We start from the raw sequence: 22610 nt of genomic DNA, 5'->3' as shown, positions 1-22610 counted from the left end.
GAAGGGGAGAAGGATCAGGTCGGGCGCGCCGCGCTGCTTTCGCGGATGCGCAGCTGCACCGGGGCGACGGTGCGCATCGGCGGCGCGTCGGGGTTGTCCAGGCGCTGCAGCAGCAGGGCAGCGGCCTGGCGCCCGCGCTCGCGCGGATCGGCGATCAGCGTGGTCAGCGGCGGCACCGCCACGGACGCTTCGGAAATGTCGTCGAAGCCGGTGACGGCGAAGTCGCCGCCGGGGCGGATGCCGCGCGAGGTCAGGCCCAGCATCAGGCCCAGCGCGACGGTGTCGTTGTAACAGACCGCGGCGCTGGGGCGTTCGGCGTCGGCGAACAGTTCGCCGGTGCGCGCGGCCGCCTCCAGGCGGTTGGGCGCCGATTCGATCATCCATTGCGGCCGCACCGGCAGGCCGGCTTCGGCCAGCGCCTGCTGGTAGCCGGCGCGGCGCTGGTGGCACGAACTGGACGCGGCGTGCCCGCCGAAGAAGGCAATGTCGCGATGGCCACGCTCGATCAGGTGGCGGGTGGCCAGGTAGGCGCCCTGCTGGTTGTCCATGGTCAGGAAATCCCACTCGGCGCCGGGCAGTTCGCGGTTGAACAGCAGCACGTTGGCGTGCGCGCCCAGTACCTGGCGCAGCTGCGCGGCATCGCTGCCTTCGGCCGGCGACAGGATGAAGCCGGTCGGCGTGTGCTCCATCAGGGTACTGAGCACCGCCTGCTGCCGCTCCGGCGATTCGCCGGTGCTGCCGAGCAGGGTCACGTAGCCCTTGCCGCCCAGCGCCTCGTCCACGCCGGACGCGAATTCGGCGAAGAACGGGTTGGACAGGTCGTTGATCACCAGCGCGATCGACGAGGACGTGCGCCGCCGCAGGTTGGCGGCGGTGCGGTTGTACACGTAGCGCTGCCGGCGCAGCTCGGCTTCGACGCGGGCGCGGGTATCGACGTTGACCAGCGGGCTGCCGCGAAGCACCAGCGACACGGTCGCCCGCGACACGCCCACGGCCTGGGCGATGTCGGTGACGGTGACCGCGCGCTTGCCGGCCCTGCGCGCGGATTTGCCGGTGGTGGAGGTGTCGTTGCTCATCGTCGCTCGGAGGTGGGCGGAAACGTCACAGCTTAAGAGCGGGGAATGGGGAAGTGGGAACGGGGAGGCCGGGCAGCGCGCGCTCCGCGTCGCCGCGGCGTTCCGTCCTGCTCCCGCTCATTCCATCGTGCTGCCCGGCGTGGCGCACCAGGAAACCGGCAGATCGGCCACGTCCGTGCCCCAGCCCTGCTCCGGCGCCTGCCGGGTCAGCGCGTAGCGGATCGTGCCGCCCTTGCCCAGCTGCGCCCAGTCCAGCCACACCGCGCGCTGCGGCTTGCCGTCGACCTGCACGCCCTGGATGTACTGCAGGCTGCGGCCGTCGGCGCCCGGGGCCTGCAGGCGCAGCGTGCGGCCGTTGCCCAGCGCGATCTCGGCCTTGGCGAAGCGCGGCGCGTGCAGCAGGAACTGGCCGCTGCCCGGCACCGCCGGGTACAGGCCCAGCGCGCTGAACAGGTACCACGCCGACATGGTGCCCAGGTCGTCGTTGCCGGTGACGCCATTGGGCGCGTTGGTGAACAGCTGCTGCGCGGCGCGCACCACCGTGGCGGTCTTCCATGGCTGGCCGATCAGCGTGTACATCCACGGCGAATGCAGGTCCGGCTCGTTGTTCGGGTTGTAGCGGTACTGGTTGTAGTAGCTGTACGGGCCGACCACCCACTCCTTGCGCGCGGCGGTCAGCGGCGCCTGCGCCAGCGCGTCGTAGGCGAAGAACGCATCCAGCCGGCGCCCGGCCTGCTCGCGGCCGTGCATCGCCGTCACCAGGCCCGGCACGTCCTGCTGCGCCAGCCACTGGTACTGCCAGGCGGTGCCCTCGTGGAAGCCGTGCTGCGAACGCGGGCTGTAGTGCCCGTCGGCCGGCGTGTACCACTTGCCGTTCTCGTCGCGCGGACGCGGGAAGCCGCTGAAGCCGGTTTCGGCGTCGCGCACCTGCGGGTCCCACACCTTGTGCCAGTTGCGGCCGCGCTCGCGCAGCGCCGCCGCGTCGTCGGCATGGCCAAGACCATCGGCCATCTGCGACAGCGCGCAGTCGGCCAGCGCGTATTCCAGCGTGGCCGAACCGCCATGGTGCGGGTCCACGTCCATGCCCTTGGACGGGAACGCGCGGTCGTAGACCACGTAGCCGTCGCGCAGGTAGCTGGCGTTGCCGGAGCGGCCGGCGGCGCGCGAGTTCAGCGGCGGCATGCCGAAGGCGTTGCGGCGCAGCGCGGCCCAGGCCTCGCCCTCGCGGCCGGCCAGCGCGCCGAAGCGCCACAGATCGACCAGGAACGGCGTGACCGGGTCGCCGGTCATGATGTTGGTCTCGAAGTTGGCGTAGCCCCAGCGCGGCAGCCAGCCGCCCTGTTCGTCGATCGCCAGCAGGGTGCGGCCGATGTCGCGCGCCACCTCCGGTTTGGTCAACGCCAGCCACTGGTTCTGCGCGCGGTAGGTGTCCCACAGCGAGAAGTACTCGTAATAGGTCCAGCCGTCGGCGCGGTGGATCGCGTCGTCGTAGCCGCGGTAGCGGCCGTCGGCATCGCTGCCGGTCATCGGCTGCAGCAGCGCGTGGTACAGCGCGGTGTACAGCACGGTGCGGTCGTCGGCGTTGCCGCCCTCGACCTGCACGCCCGCCAGTTCCCTGCGCCAGCTCTGCCGCGCCAACTCGTGCATGCGCTCGAAGCCGAGCAGCGTGTCGCCGCTCATGCCGTCGGCGCGCAGGTTGTTGCGCGCGCCCTCGGCGTCGACGTGCGAGATCGCGCTGGTGGCGGTGACGGAGCGGCCGTCGGCCAGGTCGAAGCTCAGCCACGCGCCATTGGGCTTGAGCTCGCCCTCCATGCTGTGGCGCGCGCCGGGCAGGCCGCCCTGCTCGCCCCAGGTGCCGAAGGCCTTGAACGGGCGGTCGAACTCGATGCGGAACCAAGTGGTGTACTGGTGGCCGCCGCAGAAGCTCTTGGTCACCAGCTTGCCTTCCACGGCACGGTCGCCGACCACGTCGACGACGCTGCCGATCACCGAATGGCGCTCGTTGGCCTGGCCAAGATTGACCAGCACGTGGCCCTGCCCGCTGCCGGCGCTGAAGGTATAGCGCTCGGCGGCGGCGCGGGTGCGCGCGGTGGCTTCCACGTCGATGCCGCCGTAGTCGGTCAGGCGCACCTTGTAGTAGCCGGCCTGCCCCACTTCGCCTTCATGGGTGTAGGCCGAGGCGTAGCGCTTGTGGTCGAAACGCTTGGCATCGGCGGTGTCGAAATCTCCGCCCGGACCGATGCTGCCGGTGACCGGCAGCACCGACACCTGCCCGCCCTGCTCCCAGCAGCCGGCGCCGGACACAAACGAATGGCCGAAACCGCGGATCTTCTCGTCGTCGTAGCGCCAGCCCGAATAGTGGCTGCCGATCGGGCTGACCTGGATCAGGCCGAACGGCGCCGACGCGCCCGGGAAGGTGTTGCCGTCGTCCTTGCTGCCGATGAAGGTGTTGACCTCGCGCTCCAGCACGAGCGGCGCGGCCGGGAGCGACGGCACGAAGGCCAGCGCCAGCAGGCAGGCGAGCCCGGCGACGGAGCGGTGGCGGGGAGCGGATGACGGCGATCGGCGCATGCGGTGGTTCCTCAGGGTCGATGTCGGTGCGTGGATAGGGTGGTCCGGCCGGAGCCGGACCGGTGATGCCCGGCCCATCCGCGGGGGATGGGGAGAGAGTGCCGGGATCAGGAAACAGGCCGGCGGGACGCGGCCGCTGCCGGTGCGTCCCCTTTCCGTGCCGGCGGATGCCGGCGGCGGCGATTCGGTTCTTGGTTCATTGCAAGCTCTCCCCGCTTCCAGTGGCGGTTGGCGCGCGATGCATCCGCGCCCGCCGGCGATTGCGTTGCCCGCCCCCGGTGGGCCGGGCAACGCATTTAGATCGATTCAAGTAAAGCATGGCCGTTCGCCGGCCTGCATTCTGCGCCGCACCATGACCGGCCCTCCAAGGCGCCGGCAGCCCTTGCGGCACCTGGGTTCCGGCGGGTCCCAAGCGGCCCGTACTTATTGCGCAGCAGCATGCGCCAGCCCGGGCGCTGTGCTAAAAATCCCGCGTCAGCCGTTTAGATCGATCCAAATAGAGACCGACGGGTGGTTGGCTGCGAACAGGGGAAACGGACCGGGTTCCGTCACTCGATCCATGCACGAAACGACCCCGGAAGTCCGGGGTTTCCGGCTTCAGAACTTAGATCGATTCAAAGTCCTTTCGTACCAGCGATTGTCAATCCAGGAGAGGGAGAGAGTGGAATGAAGAAGATGTCACGCACGCACGCCCGGAGCTCGTTGTCCGGCGCCATCGCGATCGCCTTGGCCGCCGCCGCGGCCCTGCCGGTCAGCGCCTTCGCCCAGCAGGCGGCCACGCCGTCGCCAGACGCGACCACCCTCGATGCCGTCACCGTCACCGGTTACCGCTACGCCATCGAGAAGAGCCTGCAGCAGAAGCGCGACGCCAACGCGGTGGTGGAAGTCATCACCGCCGAAGACGTCGGCAAGTTCCCCGACAAGAATGTGGCCGACGCGCTGCAGCGCGTGCCGGGCGTGATCATCACCCGCAGCGGCGGTGAAGGTAAGAACGTCAGTGTGCGTGGCCTGTCCTCGGAACTGACCCTGACCGAGTTGAACGGCAACTACATCGCCACCGCCGAGTCCAACGGCGACCCGACCCGTTCGTTCAACTACACGCTGCTGCCGTCGAACATGCTGGGCAGCGCCGAGCTGTTCAAATCGCCGGAAGCGCGCATCGACGAGGGCGGCATCGGCGGCACCGTGATCCTGCACACGCGCCGTCCGCTGGAGATGGAATCCAACACCGGCTTCGTCTCCGTCGAAGGCACCTGGGCCGACACCACCCGGAAGACCGACGGCCAGGCCTCCGCCTCGTACGCCTGGCACGACCAGGACGAACGCTTCGGCGTATTCGTCGGCTATACCGACCAGAAGCGCACCACCCGCACCATGGGCGCCAGCACCGAAAGCTGGCAGTGGTATGGCCGCGACGAAGGCGGCACCGCGGTCGACGTCAACGGCAACCCCTCCAAGTTCAACTCCAACTGGTGGGGCGGCACCGGCTTCTACGACCAGAGCGGCAAGTACTACACCGGCTTCATGATGCCGACCTCGGTGAACCTCGACGTCAAGGACGAGGAACGCGAGCGCAAGGGCAGCCAGCTGACCCTGCAGTTCAAGCCGCTGGACAACCTGACCCTGACCGCGAACTACTTCCGCTTCGACCTGTCGCAGAACTCCCAGACCCACACCATCAAGGTGCCGGAATGGAACATCGCCCGCTACTGGGGCGACGGCAACTGGGCCGGCGGGCGCCTGCTCGACGGACTGACCATGGACCCGAGCGGCACCATCGTCACCGGCGCCGACTACAGCCGGCATCCGGGCAAGACCTATTACTGCAGCGAGGACGAAGCCGCTGTCGGCGGCATGGCGCCGGGCGGCTGGGGCTCGGACGACTGCACCGTGCCGACCCCGCAGATCACCGGCAGCTACAACCTCGAAAAGGCGCTGTCGCAGACCGCCGACTTCTCGGCCGAATGGCGCGGCGAGTCGGTCGACATCGCCTTCAAGGGCGGGCGCACCTGGGCCAAGGGCGGCCCATCGCTGCAGTTCTCGGTGCCGCTCAAGCCGCGCAGCCAGAACGCTGACGGCAGCTGGAACCTCGGCAACCTGGCCAGCTCCTGGAACCTGGCCGGCACACCGTCGATGGCGTTCTCGCCGGAACTGATGCAGAACCTGAAGAACGGCATCCTGCAGGTCGACCTCGGCTCGACCGGTTCGTCGTGGACGCGCAACACCACCGAGCAGAAGTACGCCCAGATCGATACCACCTGGCACAACGACACCGGCTTCCTCGAATCGCTGCAGTTCGGCGTCAAGTACCGCGACGGCGGCATCCACCGCAGCACCGGCAACAGCTACTGGGCCTGCCCGGGCACCGACCCGGCCGACTACGAGAACCGCTACTGGAACGGCGGCTGCAACGACCTCGCCCAGCAGTTCTCGCCGGACTTCCTGTACGCGATGGGCAACCTGGCCGGCGGCATCAACGCCAGCGCGTTCCCGGCCATCAACTATCCGGCCTACATCGCGCATCTGAACAAGACCTACGGGCCGATGCAGACCCGCAACGAGGACAACTTCGTCTACAACGTGGACGAGAAGATCTACGCCACCTACCTGCAGGCCAACTTCCGCACCGAGCGCCTGCGCGGCAACGTCGGCGTGCGCGTGGTCAGCACCCGCCAGCACGCCGACTCCACCGACAAGGTCACCTCCTACAACGACTACTTCTACGACGACGCCAACGGCAATCCGCTGGCGTGCCAGGCCGGCGACACGGTGCCCGGCGGCGCCCCCGCCCGTACCTACTGCGGCACCGAAGGCTACTGGCGGCTCTCCGACAGCGAGGCGCGCACCGAGTCGTTCGCGGTCAGCGGCCTGGACCGCAGCTACACCGACGTGCTGCCGAGCTTCAACCTGGCCTACGACCTGAGCGAGAACCTGGTGCTGCGCGCGGCGGCCTCCAAGGTGATCGCGCGCCCGAGCTACAACAACATCGCCTCCCCGGGCAGCCTGGAATACTTCAGCCCCGAATACGTCAACGACCGCCGGCTCACCGGTGGCGCCGGCGAACAGGGCTGGTACGGGTCGGGCAGCAACAAGAACCTGGAAGCCTACAAGGCCACCCAGTACGACATCGGCGTGGAGTGGTACTTCCACCCCGGCTCGGTGGTGGGCCTGGACCTGTTCCGCAAGGACGTCAGCAACTTCTCGGTGCCGGTGGTGCAGGACGTGACCCAGAACGTCGGCGGCCAGACCGTGGTGGTGCAGAACTACTCGACCACCGCCGGCGGCCGCGACGCCGTTTCGCAGGGCCTGGAGTTCTATGCCCAGCACACGCTGGACTTCGGCCTGGGCTTCCAGGCGAACTACACGTGGAACGACACCAACGAAGCGGCCATCACCCTGGAAGACGGCACCGAGATCGGCAAGTCGCCGCTGGTCGGCAGCGCCAGGAACCAAGCCAACTTCACCGTTTTCTATGAAGTGGAGAAGCTGCTGCTGCGCGCCTCGTGGAACCGCCGCGGCGAAGTGGTGCAGGGCCTGGTCAGCGGCCTGAACCTCTACCAGGAGCCCTACCAGCAGATCGACCTGAATGCCGCGTACAACATCACGCCGGCACTCTCGTTGAGCGCCTCGGTGCTGAACCTGACCAAGGAAGAGACGCGCACCCACCTGGGCAACGACACCAAGGCCCGCTTCTATTCCAACAGCTATGCCGGTCGTGTCGTGTATCTCGGCCTGAACTGGAAGTTCTGATCCCTGCCCTTCGGGGCAGTCCACGACGACAGCCGCGCTGGTACAGGCGGCTGTCGTCGTTTGCGCGGGGCTGGCTTCGTAGATGCGGAGGCCTGCTCAGCAGGGGTCTCACCGGAAACGCACACCCGTAGGAGCGCACTTCAGTGCGCGATGGGGCATTACCGGGGAGGCCACAATCGTGCACTGAAGTGCGCTCCTGCAGTGCGCTCCTGCACGTGCCTCGTGCGGCGCCTCTCCCATCCACCGTACCCGCACACCTCAGGTCAACGGCGTCATCACGCCCTTGCGATAGGCCGGGCGCTGCTGCAGGCGCGCATACCAATCGGCCAGATGCGGGAGGTCCGGCCGCTGGATCGGCATCTCGAACCACGCATAGGCGAACGCGCCCAGCGGGATGTCGCCCATCGCGAACGTCTCGCCGGACAGCCACGGCTGCCGCGCCAGTTCGGCGTCGGCCAGCGCCATCAGCTCGCCGCAGCGCACCAGCGCCGCATCGATGCGCGCCGCGTCGCGATCGGCCGGCGCGGTACGCACCACGCCCCAGAACAGGTCGCGGAAGGCGACGGCAAAGCTCGATATGGTCCAGTCCATCCATTTCTCGCTCTGCGCGCGCCGCGCCGGATCCTCCGGATACAGCGTGCCCAGCGCGTAACGCGCCGACAGGTAGCGGACGATGGCGTTGGACTCCCACACCGGCAGGCCATGGTCCTCGATCACCGGCACCAGCCCGTTGGGATTCATCTCCCGGTATTCCGGCGTCTGCGTGCCGCCGAAGGCGCCGCCCACCTCGATCGATTCGTACGGCAGGCCGATCTCCTCGGCGCACCACAGCACCTTGCGCACGTTGCTCGAATTGCGGCGTCCCCAGATCTTCAGCATTCCGGTTCCCGTTGTGGCCGTTGCGAGGCCTGCACGATACGCCAGGTCGCGTTTCCTGTCGGCAGGCGCGGCGCAACGCGGCGATGCGGTGCGTCCCGGCCTGTCGCCGTCACGCGGCGCCCGGCTTCCCCGCCTTGGCCGCGGCCTTCTTCGGCAGCGCGCGCACGTAGGACGACTTGCCGTCCTTCTTCAGTTCGAACAGGCCGGTCGCCGCGAGCAGGTCGCTGAGCTTTCCATAGCCGTAGTTGCGTGGATCGAACGAGGCCTGGTTGCCAATCTGGCTGCCCACCGGCCCCAGGTGCGCCCAGCCGTCCTCGCCCTCGGCCGCGGTCACCGCGCGGCGCAGCATCTTCACCAGCCGCGTGTCGCCACGCAGCTCGGCGCCGCCCTTGCGCGGGCGCGCCGCTTCGTCGCCCGCGTCCGGGCCGACTTCGGGCGCGCTGGCGTGCGGCTGGCCCAGCGCCTCCAGGTAGGTGAACTGCGAGCAGGCGTTGACGAAGGGATCGGGCGTCTTCTTCTCGCCGAAGCCATACACCTTCACCCCGTCGGTCAGCAGGCGCATCACCAGCGGGGTGAAATCGGCATCGCTGGAGACGATGGCGAAACCGTCCAGGTTGCGCGCGTAGAGCAGGTCCATCGCGTCGATCACCATCGCCATGTCCGAGGCGTTCTTGCCCTTGGAATAGGCGAACTGCTGGATCGGCCGGATCGCGTACTCGTGCAGCACCGATTCCCAGCCCTTCAGGCGCGGGCTCTTCCAGTTGCCGTAGGCGCGGCGCACGTTGGCCACGCCGAAGCGCGCCACCTCGGCCAGCACTTCGTCGATCTTCGCCGCCGGCGCGTTGTCGGCGTCGATCAGCAGGGCGATGCGCTTCTCGGGATCGGACACGGCGTTCTCTCCATGGCACTCGACTGGATTCCAGTATCGATCATCGACATGGCCGTGCGTACCCCGTGCGAAGATGGCACCGGTTGTCACGCCCTCCAGCCGGCGTCCGCCGGCTCCCACCGGAGCATCGCATGTCCCACGACCGCCCTCCCCGCCTGCTGATCATCGGCGGCGGTTTCGCCGGCCTCTGGGCCACCCGCGCCCTCGCCGGGGCGAAGCTGCGCATCACCCTGATCGACCGCCGCAACCACCACCTGTTCCAGCCGCTGCTGTACCAGGTGGCGACAGCCGGCCTGTCGGCGCCGGACATCGCCGCGCCGCTGCGGCACATCCTCGGCCACCAGCGCAATGTCGAGGTCCGGCTGGGCGAAGTGGACGCCATCGACAAGCAGAACCGCCAGGTGCGGCTGCGCGACGGCGGCACGCTGGACTACGACCTGCTGCTGGTGGCCAGCGGCGCCACCCACGCCTATTTCGGCAACGACCAGTGGGCGCCGCACGCCCCGGGCCTGAAGACGCTGGACGACGCGCTGGCGCTGCGCCGCCGGCTGCTGCTGGCCTTCGAGAAGGCCGAGGCCGAACCCGATCCGGCGAAGAAGGCGGCGTGGCTCAGCTTCGCCATCGTCGGCGGCGGCCCCACCGGCGTCGAGCTGGCCGGCACCCTGGCCGAAATCGCGCGCCACACCCTGCGCAACGAATTCCGCCACATCGATCCGGCCTCGGCGAAGGTGCGCCTGGTCGAGGCCGGGCCACGGGTGTTGTCCAGCTTCCCGGAAGTGCTGTCGCTCAAGGCCCGCCGCCAGTTGGAACGGCTCGGCGTGGAAGTGCGCACCGGCACGCCGGTGACCGCCATCGACGCGGAGGGCTTCCGCCTGGGCGGGGACTTCATCGCCGCGCGCACCGTGGTCTGGGCCGCCGGCGTGTCCGCCTCGCCGCTGGCGCGCACGCTGGAGGCGCCGCTGGACCGCGCCGGCCGCGTGCAGGTGCTGCCGGACCTCACCGTGCCCGGCCACCCGGACATCTTCGTCGCCGGCGACCTGGCCGCGGTGACGCAGGCCGATGGCCGGCCCGTGCCGGGCGTGGCGCCGGCCGCCAAGCAGATGGGCAGGTACGTGGCCGACGTGGTCCGCGCGCGGCTGCGGCAAAGCCCCGCGCCGCCGCCATTCCGCTACCGCGACCAGGGCAACCTCGCCACCATCGGGCGCATGGCCGCCATCGTGCACATGGGCCGGCTGAAACTCTCCGGCCTGCTCGCCTGGTGGTTCTGGCTGGCCGCGCACGTGTTCTTCCTGATCGGCTTCCGCAACCGCCTGGTGGTGCTGCTCAACTGGGCGGTGGCGTACTGGAGCTACCAGCGCAGCGCGCGCATCATCTTCGGCGACGCCGATGGCGATGGCGATCCGCGCGACGGCGAGCCGTCCGCCCGCAGGTGACCGCCGCCGGCGTCAGGCGTCGCCGGGCGCGAAGCGCTCGAACACCTGTTGTCCGGTCAGCTTCTCGGTGTCGTTGGCCAGTTCGTAGAACGCCGGCTTCTCGTCGATGAAGATCTGGCTGGCCAAGGTGAAGTCGTGGTCCTGGAACAGGCCGGCCGACACGAAGTACTCGCCGTTGGGCACCAGCCGGTAGTAGAGCGTGCTGCCGCACGTGCCGCAGAACGCGCGCTCGGCCCATTCCGACGAACGGAAGGTCTTCAACGCATCGCCATCGAAACGAACCTTGTCGTCGCAATGCACCGCGAAGAATGGACCGCCGGTCCATTGCCGGCACATGCTGCAATGGCACAGCCCGATGTCGCGTGCGTCATTGGCCGTCACCTCGACCGCGCCGCACAGGCAGTTTCCCTTCATCGTCGTCTCCGTTCGTGGATGCAGAAACGCGAATCTACACTGCCGCGATGACGCGGGCGCGACCGGCCGTCGCGATTCCGGCAAGACATGGGAAACGCGGCTCGGCGGCCGCGCAACGAAAAAGCCCGGGTTTCCCCGGGCTTTCCGTGTGCCGTCCGTCGAACCGCCAGGCGATCAGGCGGCGAACAGCGCCTTCATCTTCTTCAGCGCGTTGGCCTCGATCTGGCGGATGCGCTCGGCCGACACGCCGTATTCGTCGGCCAGTTCCTGCAACGTCACCTTGCTGTCGGCATCCAGCCAGCGGCGGGCGATGATGTCGCGCGAACGCTGGTCCAGATTGGCCAGGCCCTCGCGCAGCAGCTGCAGCTGGTTCTCCTCGCTGTCTTCGCGCTCGTAAGCCTGCGACGGGTCCTCGTCGCGCGCGACCAGGTAGGCGGCCGGCGACGGCGGCGCATGGTCGTCGTCCTCGTCCGCCGGGGCGTCGAAGCCGACGTCGCGGCCGGACAGGCGCGATTCCATCTCCATCACTTCGCGCTCGGAGACGTTGAGGTCCCTGGCCACCGCGCTGACCTCGGCGGCGTTCATCCAGCCCAGGCGGGTCTTGGACTTGCGCAGGTTGAAGAACAGCTTGCGCTGCGCCTTGGTCGTGGCGACCTTGACGATGCGCCAGTTCTTGAGGATGAACTCGTGCATCTCGGCACGGATCCAGTGCACCGCGAAGGACACCAGGCGCACCCCCATGTCCGGGTCGAAGCGCTTGACCGCCTTCATCAGGCCAATGTTGCCTTCCTGGATCAGGTCGCCCAGCTGCAGGCCATAGCCGTTGTAGCCGCGCGCCACGTGCACGACGAAGCGCAGGTGCGAATGCACCAGCTCGCGCGCAGCGTCCAGGTCCTGCCCGTCGCGGAAGCGGCGCGCCAGTTCCTGTTCCTCGTCGACCGACAGCACCGGGATCTGGTGCACGGCACCGATATAGGCATCCAGCGAGCCGAGCGCGCTGGGGATCGGAAGATTGTTTGCCACAAGGGCAGTAGAGGTGTTCGGGCTCATAGGACCTCATCTTAGCAGTCGAACTATTGGACTGCTCGGTACAGAAAAAGTTCCAGTGTTCCAGATTTGTCGGAAAACAGCCTAGGAACTACCCTGAAGCCTTCCCATCCGGATCAATGGAAACGGGCTATGCAGCCTAGCAGGAAGCGTGTCGCCACCCCATGACAGCCCGCGGGACGTTCAGCCGCCGGCGAGCACGGCGTCCAGCTCCGCCCGGGGCGGCAGGCGCCAGTCGATCGGCGCCAGCCCGCGGCGCCCCAGGTACTCGTTGGCCTGGGAGAAGTGCCGGCAGCCGAGAAAGCCGCGGTGGGCCGACAGCGGCGAGGGATGCGGCGCCTTCAGCACGCGGTGGCGGCGGGTGTCGATGACCTTGCCCTTGGCCTGCGCATAACTGCCCCAGAGCAGGAACACCAGGCCCTCGCGCTCGCGGTTGAGCACGTCGACCACGTGGTCGGTGAAGCCCTCCCAGCCCTTGCCCTGGTGGGCGCCGGCGCGGCCTTCCTCGACGGTCAGCACCGCGTTGAGCAGCAGCACGCCCTGGCGCGCCCACGGCAGCAGGCAGCCATGGTCCGGACGGCGGAACGGCGGAACGACGGCGCCGTCGTCCTCCAGCTCCTTGTAGATGTTCAGCAGCGACGGCGGCACCGGCACGCCGGGCATCACCGAAAAGCACAGGCCATGCGCCTGGCCGAAGCCGTGGTAGGGATCCTGGCCGAGCACCACCACCTTCACCTGCTCGAACGGGGTGGCATCGAAAGCGGCGAAAATCTGCGGCCCCGGCGGGAACACGCGGGCGCCGGCGGCCTTGCGCTGGCGCAGGAAGGCGGACAGTTCGCGCATCTCCGGGCGCAGCAGCCAGTCGCCGACGCGCGCTTTCCAGCTGGGTTCGAGCTGGATGTTCGGGGCGGCGCTCAAAGCACCACCACCGGCTGCGCCAGTCGGGTCAGGCGCAGCTGGAACAGCACCTTGGTCACCAGCAGGCGTTCCTCGATCGGCTTCTGCACCAGGTCGTTGGCGCCGGCCTGCAGCAGCGCGGACTGGTTGTGCGGGTTGCCGTCGCCGGTCATCACCAGCACCGGCAGGCGGCGCTTGCCGTAGCCGAAGTCGATGCGCACGCGCTCGACCACGTCGCGGCCGTTGAGCTCACCCTTGAGGGTGACGTCGGTGAGCACCAGGTCGATGCGCCGCGTGGTGCGGCCCAGCGATTCGGCGGTGAGCAGCGAGAACGCGTCCTCGGCGGTGAGCACATGCACGACATGCAGGTCGTGGCGCTCGAGCATGCGTTTGGTGGCCTCGGCCACCACGCGGCTGTCCTCGACGTACAGCACGGTGGCGCCGGGTACCGGCTCGGGCTGCACGTAGCCGCGGATGAAGGTCGCCAGCGCCTCGTGACCCAGCGCCTTGTCGAAATAGTCGGTGACGAACTCGTTGAAGCGGCGCTGTTCAAGGTGGCGCTGCGCGTCGCCGGACACCACGATCACCGGCACATAGGCCTGCCCCGCCGCCTCGCGCACGCTGCGCGCCAGCGCCAAGCCATCGCCGTCGGGCAGCGCCAGCGAGGTGGTGACCAGGTGCACCGGGCCGGCCGCCAGCGCCGCGCGCGCCTCCTCGATACCGGCGCAGCCCACCACCTCCACGTCCGGCAGCTCGCGCTGCAGCACATCGGAGATCAGCTTGCGCACCAGTTTGGAGCCATCGACCACCATCACCCGGGGGGCGTCGCTGATCAGATGCTTGAGTTCGTGCGTGGACATGCGCGTGTCAGGTGTCGGTCGGGCGAGTCTGCCTGAGGAAGTGGCCGGTCACCAGCCACGCCCCCAGCCAGCCCAGGACCACCGTGCCCAGCAGCACCAGTCCCGAATGCAGGGCATCGAGCCCGTGCAGGGTGAACGGGCTGCCATAGCTGCCCGACAGCGCCGCCAGCGGCGGGCGCAGCGCCAGTCCGCAGGCGCCGATCAGCCCCAGCGCCAGCACGCCCGCACCCAGGCCGTACCAGGCGCCCAGATAGATGAAGGGACGGCGGATGAAGCCGTCGCTGGCGCCCAGCAGCTGCAGCACGCCGATTTCCTCGCGCCGCGCCTGGATGTCCAGGCGCACGGTATTGCCGACCACCAGCACCGCGCCCAGCCCCAGCAGCAGCGACAGCACCTGCACCAGCCGCGCGCCGAAGCCGAGCCAGGCGTCCAGGCGCTGGCGCCACAGCGCGTCGTGCTGGACCAGGTCGGCCTGCGGCAACGTTTCCAGCGCCCTGGCCAGTGCCGCGTCGTCGCTGGCCGGGGTGACGATCAGCAGCGTCGGCAGCGGATTCTCGCCGAGCGCGTCGATCGCCTCGCCCAGCCCGGCGCTGTCACGCAGCTCGGCCAGGCCCTCGTCGGGCGTGCGCAGCACCACGCCGGCGACATCGGCGCGCGCGCGCAGGGTGGCGGCCACGTCCTGCGCGGCGGCGCCATCGATCCCGGGCTTGAGGAACAGGTTGATGTCGCGCGACTGCTGCACGCTGCCGGCGAATACCTTGAGGTTGTCCAGCGCGATCGACAGGCCCAGCGGCAGCGCCAGCGCCAACGCCATCACCGCCACGGTCAGCGCGGTGGCCCACGGCTTGCGCAGCGCGCGGCCGAGGCTGAATACCACGCTGTGCAGGTGGTGGGCGAACCACACGCCCAGCCGCGACGGGGCCGCGGCTTCGGTATTGGCGGCCTTGTTCGCAGCTTCCTTCTTCGTGCCCGCGCTCATTCGGCCAGGTCCTGCGGCGAGATGTCGTCGACCAGGCGGCCGTGATCGAGGATCAGCACGCGCTTGCGCATGTGCTTGAGCAGCGGCAGGTCGTGGCTGACCACCAGCACGCTGGTGCCGCGACCCGGCAGTTCGGCGAACAGGGACATGATTTCCGCGGCGAGGGTCGGGTCGAGGTTGCCGGTCGGTTCGTCGGCCACCAGCAGCTTCGGCTCGGCGACGATCGCGCGGGCGATGCCCACGCGCTGCTGCTCGCCGGCCGACAACTGGGTGGGCAACGCTTTTTCGCGGTGGCCCAAGCCCATGCGCTCGAGCACCGAACGCACGCGCTTGCCGGTATCGGCGCGGCGGTCGCCGCGCAGGATCAGCGGCAGAGCCACGTTCTCGCCGACGGTGCGGTCGGTCAACAGGCGGTGGTCTTGGTGGACCGCGCCGACCTGGCGGCGGTGCAGCGCGACCTTGCCGCCGCGCACCTTGAGCAGGTTGCGCTCGCCGAACAGCACCGCGCCGCGGGTCGGGCGCTCGCTCAGGTGGATCAGTTTCAGCAGGGTGCTCTTGCCGGCGCCGGAGTGGCCGGTGACGAACAGCATCTCGCCGGCGGCCACCTCGAAGCTGACGTCCACCAGTGCCTGGTGGCCGCCCGCATAGTGCTTGCTGACATTGTCGAAACGCAGGACGCTCATGCGCCGATTATGCCGGAGGCGGACGCGCGGCGTGCATCGCGCAGGCGACGCCGGAAACGAAACAGGAGCGCACCGGGGTACGCTCCTGCGGTCGACAAGGCGGCCGGCCATCGGCCGGCACCCTCGCGATCAATCGCCCGCCAGCATCCGGCGGATCTTGCGGCCCAGGCGGGTCAGGAACGAATCGCTGTCGTTGCCGGCGGCGCGCATCGGCGTGGCCGGCACCTGCACCGGACCGGTGCTGGCGGCCACGGCCGCGGCTTCGGCACCTTCCACCGGCCGGCCATGGCGACGGCGACGACGCTTGCGCGGCGCGCGCTCGCCTTCCACCGCCGCATCCGGCGCGCCTTCGGCACGCGGCGGACGGGGCGGACGCGGTGCCGGCGCGGCCTCGGCAGCGGCAGCCACCTGCTCGCCTTCCACGCGCGGCTTGCGCGGGCCGCGCGGACGGCGCTCGCCGTCGCGGCGTTCGCCACGGCCACCGCCGGAGGAACGGCCGCCGCTGCGGCCGCCGCCACGGCGCTCCTCCTCGGCGGCGCGGGCTTCGCGCGCTTCGCGGAAGATCGCGCCGACGCTCTCGTTCTCCTCGCCCTCGCCTTCAGTCGGCGCCGGGCGTTCCGGGCGCGGCAGCGCGGTCAGCAGTTCCTTGGTGACCGGCTCGGAGGGAATCTTCTGCTCGATGTAGGCCTCGATGTCCGGCAGGCTCATCGCATAGCGTTCGCAGGCGAAACTGATCGCGTCGCCTTCCTCGCCCAGCCGCGCGGTGCGGCCGATGCGGTGCACGTAGTCCTCGGCGTCGAACGGCAGGTCGTAGTTGTAGACGTACTTGATGCCGTCGATGTGCAGGCCGCGCGCGGCCACGTCGGTGGCGACGAGGATTTCCAGCTGGCCCTTCTGGAAGCGGTTGAGCAGGCTCTCGCGCTTCTTCTGCGGCACGTCGCCGGACAGCACGCCGACGCGGTAGCCGGCCCGTTCCAGCGCGCGCGCCACGCGCTCGACGAACACCTTGGTATTGACGAACACCATGGTGCGCGCGCCCTCGCTGCGCGAGAGCAGGCCCAGCAGCAGCGGCAGCTTCTCCTCGTCGGACGGGAAGTAGATGCGCTGGCGCACGCGGTCGGCGGTGATGTTGTCGGTTTCCACCACCAGCTTCTGCGGCTCGTTCATGTGCTCGTAGGCCAGCTCCAGCACGCGGTGGCTGAGGGTGGCCGAGAACAGCAGGGTCTGGCGCGTGGTGCGCTCGGGCATGCGCCGCAGCAGGAAGCGGATGTCCTTGATGAAGCCCAGGTCGAACATGCGGTCGGCTTCGTCCAGCACGCAGATCTCGCAGGCATGCAGCGAGACCACCTTGTGCTGCTTGACGTAGTCGATCAGGCGGCCCGGGGTGGCAATGATCACGTCCACGCCCTTCTGCAGCAGCTCGCGCTGCTTGTCGTAGTCGACGCCGCCGTAGACCAGGGCGAAGCGCAGGCCCGAGTCGGAGGCGAACTTCATCGCGTCCTTGTGGATCTGGATGGCCAGTTCGCGGGTCGGCGCCAGGATCAGCGCGCGCGGGTCCTCCGGCTTGCGGTCGGCCAGCGCCGGCCGGCTCAGCAGCCGGTTGATGACCGCCACCAGGAACGCCAGCGTCTTGCCGGTGCCGGTCTGCGCCTGGCCGGCGACGTCGCCACCGGGCAGGGCCACCGGCAGGGTCAGCGCCTGGATCGGGGTACAGCGGGTGAATCCGGCTCCTTCCAACCCGGCCAGCAGGGCCGGTTGCAGCTCGAAGGAGGAAAAAGTCACATCAGTCAGCGGTTTGTCGCTCATTATTCGGTCTTGGTAGTGCCAGCCGGCCAGGTTGGCCGGGCGGCTTGCATCGTATCGGGCACCGTCGCACACTGCGGCCCCTGCGCCGGGTCGCGCGACGCCAAGGCCAAGCCTCAAGTCCGCGCAATGCCCCAGTTTAGCGCAATGCGGCAGCCAACCCGGCATGGGCCGTCGCATTGCCCCAGGAGACTCCCCAAGTGAGCGATAAGGTTCTACACGTCGGCGATGCCGATTTCGACGCCGCCGTGCTGCAGTCCGGTACCCCCGTGCTGGTGGACTTCTGGGCCGAATGGTGCGGCCCGTGCAAGATGATCTCGCCGGTGCTGGACGAACTTGCCGACGCCTACGACGGCAAGCTGAAGATCGCCAAGCTCAATGTCGACGAGAACCGCGCCACCGCGGTCAAGTACCACGTGCGCTCGATCCCGATGCTGCTGCTGTTCAAGGACGGCCAGATCCAGGCCACCCAGATCGGCGCCGTCGGCAAGGGCCAGCTGAGCCAGATGATCGACAAGGCGCTGGCCTGATCCACCCCGCCGGCGGCCGCCGCCGCCGGCTCCGGGCCAGCCATACCGCGGCCCAACGGGCGTTTCCCGCCTTCTTGCACCGCCGCGCGCGGCGGTGTTAGTGTCGCCGCATCCGGCAGCGTTCGCCTGCCGCACCCTCCGGCCGGGTTCTCGTCCGGATCATTCCCAACCAGTTCGCCGCCCCCATCGGGCGCTCGCACGTCAGCGAGAGGAATCAAGCACTTGTCCGAGAACACTCCTTCCGAAACCGGGAGCGCCGACGCGCCCGTCGAGAAGCGCGTGCGCAAGCCGCGTGTCGCCAAGGCCACCGAGGCCGGCGACAGCAGCAGCCCCGCTCCCGCCGCCGCCCCGGCCCAGTCCGCCCTGCCGCTGCCCGCCGGCGACGCTTCTCCCGCCCCCGCCGCTCCGGCCCCGGGCAATGAAGGCCAGGCGTCCACGCCGGCCGGCAACCCGCAGGGTGGCCAGGAGGGCGGCGAGCCGCGCGGCAACGACGGCAACAACAACGGCCAGCGTCACGGCCAGCAGAACCAGCAGGGCCAGGGCCAAGGCCAGGGCAACCGCCGCGACCGCTTCCGCAACCGCCGCGAGCGCAACCGCGACCGCTTCCGCGACGACGGCCTGCCCGGCGACAACGGCAACGAAACCTTCGTGCCGCGCCCGCACCCCTCGGTGCCGGAAGGCTTCCCGGTCTACTCGCTGAGCGACCTGAAGAAGATGCCGGCGCACAAGCTGCTGGAGATCGCCGAGCAGCTGCAGATCACCGACGGCGTGGCCCGCGCCCGCAAGCAGGACGTGATCTTCGCGCTGCTGAAGGTGCTGACCCGGCATGGCGAGGGCGTCGCCGCCGATGGCGTGCTGGAGATCCTGCCCGACGGCTTCGGCTTCCTGCGCGCGGCCGAGGCCAGCTACCTGGCCGGCCCGGACGACACTTACATCTCGCCCAGCCAGATCCGCCGCTTCAACCTGCGCACCGGCGACCACATCTCCGGCCGCATCCGCTTCCCGAAGGACGGCGAGCGCTACTTCGCGCTGAACATCGTCGACACCATCAACGGCGAGCCGATCGAAGCGTCGAAGAACAAGGTGCTGTTCGAGAACCTGACCCCGCTGTTCCCGCGCAAGCGCTTCACCCTGGAACGCGGCAACGGCTCCTCGGAAGACATCACCGGCCGCATCCTCGACCTGATGGCGCCGCAGGGCAAGGGCCAGCGCGCGCTGATCGTCTCCCCGCCCAAGGCGGGCAAGACGATGATGATGCAGCAGATCGCCACGGCCATCACCACCAACCACCCGGAAGTGCACCTGATCGTGCTGCTGGTGGACGAGCGCCCGGAAGAAGTGACCGAAATGCAGCGCACCGTGCGCGGCGAAGTGGTCTCCTCGACCTTCGACGAGCCGGCCGCGCGCCACGTGCAGGTCGCCGAAATGGTGATCGAGCGCGCCAAGCGCCTGGTCGAGCACAAGAAGGACGTGGTGATCCTGCTGGACTCGATCACCCGCCTGGCCCGCGCCTACAACAACGTCGTGCCCAGCTCCGGCAAGGTGCTGACCGGCGGCGTCGACGCCAACGCCCTGCACCGCCCGAAGCGTTTCTTCGGCGCGGCGCGCAACGTCGAGGAAGGCGGCTCGCTGACCATCATCGCCACCGCGCTGGTCGAGACCGGCTCGAAGATGGACGAGGTGATCTATGAAGAATTCAAGGGCACCGGCAACAGCGAAGTGCACCTGAACCGCCGCATCACCGAGAAGCGCGTCTACCCGGCCATCGACATCAACCGCTCCGGCACCCGCCGCGAGGACCTGCTGATCGAGCCGGAGCTGCTGCAGAAGATCTGGATCCTGCGCAAGCTGCTGCACCCGATGGACGAGATCGCGGCGATGGAATTCCTGCTGGACAAGATGAAGAACACCAAGTCCAACGACGAGTTCTTCGGTTCGATGAAGCGCTGATTCCCCGCGGGATCGGCTGTAACGGAAAAGCCCCGCGAACGCGGGGCTTTTCCGTGGTGGGTGCAGCCAGCGCGCTCAGCCTTCCAGCGGCGTCAGCAGCTTCGGCCCGCCGCCACGGCCGGCCATGTAGACGCCACCGTTGGCCAGTGCGTCCGAACCGTTCTCCCAGTCCTCGTCGCTGATCCACGGCGCGCGTTCGCGCGGTCCGGGGATGTAGGCCTGCCACGTGCCGTACTCGTCCGGCATCGGCTGGGCCCTGTCGAGCATTGCATAGTGCACCGGCACGCGCACATTCCAGTGCGGCGCATCCACGTCCTCGCCTTCAACCGGAACGCGGAACTCCCACTTGCGCGCCGCGGCCAGCGCATTGCCGCCCAGCACCTGGCGGAACCGGCGCATCTGGCTCTCGCTGGCCACCACGGTCATGTTGACCTGTTCCACGTATGCATCCTCGACGCGGCCATCGCGCCCGACCCTGACGATCAGGTAGACATTGCCCTGCGCCCCCACCTCGTACATCGAACGCGGGTAGCTCGGCGGCGTCATCTTCAAGGCCGTGACCGCGCTCCTGCTTTCCGGATCGTAGGCCTCGAAGGTGGCGCTGCGGATGGCCACCTCGGTACCTCCGTCTTCCAGCCTCTTGCCGACCAGGCGCAGCATCAACGGCGAACGTGCGGCGACCGGCTTGCCGTCTCGGACCACCGGCACGAAGGCCCAGCCCATCACCGAGCTCCGCACGAAACGGGCCAGCTCCGCGCTCAGCCGGTCCTGCTGGTCCAGCCGCACCGCCTCCACGCTGCCATCGGGCGCGATATCGATCTGCCCGGACAGCTGCATGCCCATCTCGGCCTGCTTGCGCACGGCCCCCGGCCCGGCGGCCGACGCGGCAACGGCCACCAACAGCAACGCGGCCAGCACGGCCCCGCGACGCAACGACTTCAGCATGACGCTCTCCTTGCCACTCCATGTCCAGGTCGCGACTGTAGCGTTTCCGGCGGCGATGTTCACGCCAGCCGCAGCGTACGTGGATAGGGCGGCGTGTCGGGGAACTCACCACGGGCGAAGGTGGCCTGCAGGCCACGCCACCACAGCGGGTCGAACAGTTCGCCATGCGCTTCGCGCACCGCGTCCATCAGCGGGCGCGGCAGGCCCATGAACAAGGGGAAGCGCTCGGGAAACACATCGTTGGACGCGACATGGAACCATGGCTCGGCAGCCATGGATTCCTCGGCGTCGCGCGGCCGCGGCCAGTCGCGGAAGTTGCAATCGCGGACCCTGCACAGTTCGTCGTAGTCGTAGAAAACGGCGCGGCCGTGACGCGACACGCCGAAGTTCTTCAGCAGCATGTCGCCGGGAAAGATGTCGTTGCGCGCCATGTCGGCGATGGCCTGGGCGTAGTCCAGTGCCGCCGCGCACGCGGCCTGGGCGGTCTGCTCGCGCAGGTACAGGTTGAGCGGGCGGAAGCGCCGCTGCACGTAGCACAGCGAGATCACCAGGTCCTCGCCCTCCACACGCACGCTGCGCGCGCAGCTTTGCAGCAGCTCGTCGCGCAGTTCCGGAGCGAAGCGCGCCAGCGGGAAGCGCAGGTGGCGATACGGCTGCGCGTCGAGCAGGCGGCCGATGCGGTCCAGGTTGAACACCAGCGCGTAGCGGTCCTCCACATCCTGCCGGCTCATGGTCTTGGGCCAGGCGAAGCGGTCGCGGATCAGCTTGAACACCAGCGGGTAGCTCGGCAGGGTGAACACCGCCATCACCATGCCCGGCGTGCCTTCGGCCTGCACCAGCCGCTCGTTCGCATGCTGCTGGAAATGGCGGAAGAAGGTGCGGTAGCGCTCGGTCTTGCCCTGCTTGGCGCGGCCGAGCACGGTGTAGATCTCGTCCACCGGCTTGCCCGGCAGCAGGCTGCGCAGGAACACCACCGCATCGGCGACGGTAGGCAGGTCGGCCTGGAAATAGCTGCGCGACACGCCGAACAGGTGCGCCACGTCGCGGCGGCGGCTGAGCACCGCTTCCGCGCGCAGGCCGTCGCCGTCGTTGACCAGCGCGATCACGCACGGCGAGAAACGGTGCTCGCCGAACACGCGGCCGACCAGGTAGGCACGGCGCTCGCGGTAGAACACGGTTTCCAGCAGTTCGATGGCACGCACCGGGTTCGGCCCCCAGTGCGCCAGGTCGTCCTGCAGGCGCACGGCGATGGCGGCGGCGCAGCGCAGGCGGTGCCGGTACGGCACGTCGAAGCGGTAGTCGGCCAGCACGCGCTCGAAAGCGTCGGCCGGGCGCGCCTCGGAAACGGTGTAGACGTGGCGCGCGACCGGATGGGTGATGGCGTCGGACGGCTCGATGTCGATCGCCATGAACTCGATGGCATCGTCCACGCCGCGAGTGGCGAACAGCCGCCGGGTCAGGGTGTTGTAGAAGGTCTTGTACAGCTCGCCGTCGATCAGCCCTTCGACCAGCGCGGCGAAGGCCGCACGCACCCGCACCCACGACGCGCGATCGGGCGCAGCACCGGCGATGGCCTGCAGGCGCGTCATGCACCCGCCGATGCACAGGTCGTAGAGTTCGATGCGTTCGACCGCATCGACGCGCGCCGCCGCCCAGTCGCGCTGCTCGAAACGCGACCGCGCGCGCGCGGTGATGGCGGCGAAACGCGCGTGGTAGTCCTCGAAACCATCGCGGATGCAGGCGGCGATGGCGTGGGCGGATTCGGTGGCAGGCATCGGCATTGCGGGAGTCGGGGCGCCGGGCTTCACCCTACCGCACCCGGGTGACGCTTGCCGCCCCCGTAGGAGCGACCTCAGTCGCGATGGGACTTTACCAGTGAAGCCCTTTCGCGACTGAAGTCGCTC

General features: G+C 69.1%; 17 protein-coding genes. 4 read left to right on the top strand and 13 right to left on the bottom strand.

The genetic code is table 11. The annotated features are described in order from the left end of the window. Positions 1–14 precede the first annotated feature (14 nt). Both ABTV91_RS04335 and ABTV91_RS04330 read right to left on the bottom strand, forming a co-directional pair. On the bottom strand, positions 15–1076 hold the full coding sequence (locus tag ABTV91_RS04335) for a LacI family DNA-binding transcriptional regulator (protein WP_433853395.1): 1062 nt from the start codon (positions 1074–1076) through the stop codon (positions 15–17). 117 nt (positions 1077–1193) lie between these two features. Then, the gene (locus tag ABTV91_RS04330) at positions 1194–3647 is read right to left on the bottom strand and encodes a GH92 family glycosyl hydrolase (RefSeq protein ID WP_433853394.1); all 2454 of its coding nucleotides are present in this window, start codon (positions 3645–3647) and stop codon (positions 1194–1196) included. Positions 3648–4313: 666 nt separating this feature from the next. Between ABTV91_RS04330 and ABTV91_RS04325 the strand changes: the two genes are divergently transcribed. Then, positions 4314–7397, top strand: coding sequence for a TonB-dependent receptor (locus ABTV91_RS04325; protein WP_433853393.1), 3084 nt, complete (start codon positions 4314–4316; stop codon positions 7395–7397). Between the two features lie 258 nt (positions 7398–7655). Here ABTV91_RS04325 and ABTV91_RS04320 read toward each other — a convergent pair whose 3' ends face one another. Beyond that, positions 7656–8276: a glutathione S-transferase family protein gene (locus ABTV91_RS04320; RefSeq protein ID WP_433853392.1), complete on the bottom strand. Its 621-nt coding sequence runs from the start codon at positions 8274–8276 to the stop codon at positions 7656–7658. Positions 8277–8385: 109 nt separating this feature from the next. After that, positions 8386–9165: an NYN domain-containing protein gene (locus ABTV91_RS04315; RefSeq protein ID WP_433853391.1), complete on the bottom strand. Its 780-nt coding sequence runs from the start codon at positions 9163–9165 to the stop codon at positions 8386–8388. Positions 9166–9296: 131 nt separating this feature from the next. On the opposite strand from ABTV91_RS04315, the gene ABTV91_RS04310 reads away from it, so the two are divergent. Then, positions 9297–10598, top strand: coding sequence for an NAD(P)/FAD-dependent oxidoreductase (locus ABTV91_RS04310; protein WP_433853390.1), 1302 nt, complete (start codon positions 9297–9299; stop codon positions 10596–10598). 12 nt (positions 10599–10610) lie between these two features. On the opposite strand, the gene ABTV91_RS04305 is transcribed toward ABTV91_RS04310, so the two are convergent. The 7 genes from ABTV91_RS04305 to rhlB form a co-directional block, all read right to left on the bottom strand. After that, positions 10611–11012, bottom strand: coding sequence for a GFA family protein (locus ABTV91_RS04305; RefSeq protein WP_433853389.1), 402 nt, complete (start codon positions 11010–11012; stop codon positions 10611–10613). A 174-nt stretch (positions 11013–11186) separates the two neighbouring features. Continuing rightward, complete coding sequence (gene rpoH / locus ABTV91_RS04300; RefSeq protein ID WP_433853388.1) at positions 11187–12062, bottom strand: RNA polymerase sigma factor RpoH; 876 nt, start codon at positions 12060–12062, stop codon at positions 11187–11189. Between the two features lie 180 nt (positions 12063–12242). Beyond that, complete coding sequence (ung, locus tag ABTV91_RS04295; RefSeq protein ID WP_433853387.1) at positions 12243–12977, bottom strand: uracil-DNA glycosylase; 735 nt, start codon at positions 12975–12977, stop codon at positions 12243–12245. Then, on the bottom strand, positions 12974–13816 hold the full coding sequence (locus ABTV91_RS04290; protein WP_433853386.1) for a response regulator: 843 nt from the start codon (positions 13814–13816) through the stop codon (positions 12974–12976). The genes ung and ABTV91_RS04290 overlap by 4 nt, the downstream gene beginning before the upstream one ends. Positions 13817–13823: 7 nt before the next feature. Beyond that, on the bottom strand, positions 13824–14795 hold the full coding sequence (gene ftsX, locus ABTV91_RS04285; protein ID WP_433853385.1) for a permease-like cell division protein FtsX: 972 nt from the start codon (positions 14793–14795) through the stop codon (positions 13824–13826). Continuing rightward, positions 14792–15478 (bottom strand): cell division ATP-binding protein FtsE, encoded by a 687-nt coding sequence (gene ftsE, locus ABTV91_RS04280; protein WP_433853384.1) that lies wholly within the window; start codon positions 15476–15478, stop codon positions 14792–14794. Before ftsE ends, ftsX begins: the two co-directional genes overlap by 4 nt. A 129-nt stretch (positions 15479–15607) precedes the next feature. Continuing rightward, positions 15608–17284 carry an ATP-dependent RNA helicase RhlB gene (gene rhlB / locus ABTV91_RS04275; protein ID WP_433853383.1) on the bottom strand — a complete coding sequence of 559 codons (1677 nt, stop codon included), beginning with the start codon at positions 17282–17284 and terminating at the stop codon, positions 15608–15610. 197 nt (positions 17285–17481) lie between these two features. On the opposite strand from rhlB, the gene trxA reads away from it, so the two are divergent. Both trxA and rho read left to right on the top strand, forming a co-directional pair. After that, entirely contained in the window at positions 17482–17811 is a 330-nt protein-coding gene (gene trxA, locus ABTV91_RS04270) for a thioredoxin TrxA (RefSeq protein ID WP_343199659.1), read from the top strand. 222 nt (positions 17812–18033) lie between these two features. Further along, positions 18034–19761 (top strand): transcription termination factor Rho, encoded by a 1728-nt coding sequence (rho, locus tag ABTV91_RS04265; RefSeq protein WP_433853382.1) that lies wholly within the window; start codon positions 18034–18036, stop codon positions 19759–19761. 75 nt (positions 19762–19836) lie between these two features. Here the strand turns inward: rho and ABTV91_RS04260 are convergent, their stop codons facing one another. Both ABTV91_RS04260 and aceK read right to left on the bottom strand, forming a co-directional pair. After that, the gene (locus ABTV91_RS04260; protein ID WP_433853381.1) at positions 19837–20706 is read right to left on the bottom strand and encodes an energy transducer TonB; all 870 of its coding nucleotides are present in this window, start codon (positions 20704–20706) and stop codon (positions 19837–19839) included. 59 nt (positions 20707–20765) lie between these two features. Beyond that, the gene (gene aceK / locus ABTV91_RS04255; protein WP_433853380.1) at positions 20766–22487 is read right to left on the bottom strand and encodes a bifunctional isocitrate dehydrogenase kinase/phosphatase; all 1722 of its coding nucleotides are present in this window, start codon (positions 22485–22487) and stop codon (positions 20766–20768) included. Positions 22488–22610 lie beyond the last annotated feature (123 nt).

Origin of the sequence: Stenotrophomonas nitritireducens (genome assembly GCF_050984405.1) — a bacterium.
Lineage (GTDB): Bacteria > Pseudomonadota > Gammaproteobacteria > Xanthomonadales > Xanthomonadaceae > Stenotrophomonas > Stenotrophomonas nitritireducens_B.
Note: the sequence above shows the minus strand (reverse complement) of the source record. Positions and strands in the feature narration are given on the sequence as shown.